This window comes from Marinococcus luteus (assembly GCF_900106595.1).
In the GTDB taxonomy this organism is placed as follows: domain Bacteria; phylum Bacillota; class Bacilli; order Bacillales; family Marinococcaceae; genus Marinococcus; species Marinococcus luteus.
Genome location: NZ_FNNC01000012.1, coordinates 2,068 through 5,231, shown reverse-complemented (window position 1 = coordinate 5,231; position 3,164 = coordinate 2,068). Strand labels below are relative to the sequence as shown.

Below are 3,164 nucleotides of genomic sequence, written 5' to 3'. Positions count from 1 at the left end.
GCCCGGCGGCGATCTACTTTCACGGGGGGAGAACCCCCGGCTATCATCAACGCTGAAGAGCTTAACTTCCGTGTTCGGCATGGGAACGGGTGGATCCTCTTCGCTGTTGCCACCGGACCGGCCCGTCGGGCCCTGACAACCGAATACCGAGACCGCAGCCACCGCCGCGTATCGCTGTTGTGTTGCGTGTGTGGATAAGACTTCGACCGATTAGTATCCGTCCGCTGCACATGTCGCCATGCGTCCACGCCGGACCTATCTACCTCGTCATCTCCAAGGGGTCTTATCTCCGTAGAGGGGAAAGGTCATCTTAAGGGGGGCTTCATGCTTAGATGCTTTCAGCACTTATCCCGTCCACACGTAGCTACCCAGCGGTGCTCCTGGCGGAACAACTGGTACACCAGCGGTGTGTCCATCCCGGTCCTCTCGTACTAAGGACAGCTCCTTTCACCTTTCCTACGCCCGCGACGGATAGGGACCGAACTGTCTCACGACGTTCTGAACCCAGCTCGCGTACCGCTTTAATGGGCGAACAGCCCAACCCTTGGGACCTACTTCAGCCCCAGGATGCGATGAGCCGACATCGAGGTGCCAAACCTCCCCGTCGATGTGAACTCTTGGGAGAGATTAGCCTGTTATCCCCAGGGTAGCTTTTATCCGTTGAGCGACGGCCCTTCCATGCGGTGCCGCCGGATCACTAAGCCCGACTTTCGTCCCTGCTCGACTTGTAAGTCTCGCAGTCAAGCTCCCTTGTGCCTTTGCACTCTGCGAATGATGTCCGACCATTCTGAGGGAACCATTGGGCGCCTCCGTTACTGTTTGGGAGGCGACCGCCCCAGTCAAACTGCCCACCTGACACGGTCCCGAGGCCGGATCACGGCCTGCGGTTAGAATGTCGATACCACCAGGGTAGTATCCCACCAGCGCCTCCTCCGAACCTGGCGGTCCGGATTCGATGGCTCCTACCTATCCTGTACAAGTGGTACCCACATCCAATGTCAAGCTACAGTAAAGCTCCATGGGGTCTTTCCGTCCTGTCGCGGGGAACCTGCATCTTCACAGGTATTATAATTTCACCGGGTCTCTCGTTGAGACAGTGCCCAAGTCGTTGCACCTTTCGTGCGGGTCGGAACTTACCCGACAAGGAATTTCGCTACCTTAGGACCGTTATAGTTACGGCCGCCGTTTACTGGGGCTTCAATTCGGCGCTTCTCCCCCCGAAGGGGGATAACGCCTCCTCTTAACCTTCCAGCACCGGGCAGGTGTCAGCCCCTATACTTCGCCTTACGGCTTCGCAGAGACCTGTGTTTTTGATAAACAGTCGCTTGGGCCCTTTCACTGCGGCTCCCTGGGGCTATTCACCCCGGGGAGCACCCCTTCTCCCGAAGTTACGGGGTCCTTTTGCCGAGTTCCTTAACGAGAGTTTTCCCGCGCGTCTTAGAATACTCATCCCACCTACCTGTGTCGGTTTACGGTACGGGCACCACGTTCCTCGCTAGAGGCTTTTCTTGGCAGGGTAGGTGCCGGCCCTTCGGGCCCCGTAGGGCCCTCCTGGTCACCGCTTGGCCGTCTGGGGGAGGGATTTGCCGCTCCCCCGGCCTTGCCAGCTTCAACGCGCATGTCCAACAGCGCGCGGCCGTGCCTGCCTGCGTCCCCCCATCACTCAAATGGAACGGAGGTGGTACAGGAATATCAACCTGTTTTCCATCGCCTACGCCTTTCGGCCTCGGCTTAGGACCCGACTAACCCTGAGCGGACGAGCCTTCCTCAGGAAACCTTGGGTTTTCGACGGAAGGGATTCTCACCCTTCTTTTCGCTACTCATACCGGCATTCTCACTTCCAGGCGCTCCACCGGTCCTCACGGTCCGGCTTCTGGGCCCCTGGAACGCTCCCCTACCATCTCTCCCATGCGGGAGAGTCCACGGCTTCGGTGCTGCGTTTAGCCCCGGTACATTGTCGGCGCAGAGTCACTCGACTAGTGAGCTATTACGCACTCTTTCAATGATGGCTGCTTCTAAGCCAACATCCTAGTTGTCTAAGCAACTCCACATCCTTTTCCACTTAACGCAGACTTAGGGACCTTAGCCGGTGGTCTGGGCTGTTTCCCTCTCGACGACGGATCTTAGCACTCGCCGTCTGACTCCCGGGCAGCAAGTCGCTGGCATTCGGAGTTTGACTGAATTCGGTAATCCGGGAAGGACCCCTCGTCCAATCAGTGCTCTACCTCCAGGACTCTCGTACCCGAGGCTAGCCCTAAAGCTATTTCGGGGAGAACCAGCTATCTCCAGGTTCGATTGGCATTTCACCGCTACCCACGACTCATCCCCGCAATTTTCAACTTGCGTGGGTTCGGGCCTCCAGCCAGTGTTACCTGGCCTTCACCCTGGTCATGGGTAGATCACCTGGTTTCGGGTCTACGCCCGCCTACTGCATCGCCCTCTTCAGACTCGCTTTCGCTGCGGCTCCGCCTTTGCGGCTTAACCTTGCAGACGAGCGTAACTCGCCGGTTCATTCTACAAAAGGCACGCCGTCACCCCTTAACGGGCTCCGACTTCTTGTAGGCACACGGTTTCAGGATCTGTTTCACTCCCCTTCCGGGGTGCTTTTCACCTTTCCCTCACGGTACTGGTTCACTATCGGTCACTAGGGAGTATTTAGCCTTGGGAGATGGTCCTCCCAGCTTCCGACGGGATTTCTCGTGTCCCGTCGTACTCAGGATACCCCCGGCGGGGGGAGGATGTCGGCTACCGGGCTGTTACCGTCTCTGGCGGGCCTTTCCAGGCCGCTTCGCCTATCCTCCCCGCCTGCCGTGCGGGGGTCCTACAACCCCGGGATGCAAGCATCCCGGTTTGGGCTGATTCCGTTTCGCTCGCCGCTACTCGGGAAATCGCGTTTGCTTTCTCTTCCTCCGGATACTAAGATGTTTCAGTTCTCCGGGTCTACCGTCCGGCGCCTATGTGTTCAGCGGCCGGACGCCTTCCCATGACGGAAGGCGGGTTCCCCCATTCGGACATCTCCGGATCGTAGCTTACGTACAGCTCCCCGGAGCGTTTCGCCGTTCGTCGCGTCCTTCTTCGGCTCCTAGTGCCAAGGCATCCACCGTGCGCCCTTTTCTTCTTAACCACTCGATACGCGGTTGATTCTTCGACGCGGCAGCCGGCCT

Annotated in this window: 2 rRNA genes; both read right to left on the bottom strand. The window is 58.5% G+C overall.

The features are described from left to right. Nucleotides 1-117 (bottom strand): 5S ribosomal RNA (rrf, locus tag BLV22_RS14730). A 73-nt stretch (nucleotides 118-190) separates the two neighbouring features. Then, a 23S ribosomal RNA gene (locus tag BLV22_RS14725) occupies nucleotides 191-3,124 on the bottom strand. Nucleotides 3,125-3,164 lie beyond the last annotated feature (40 nt).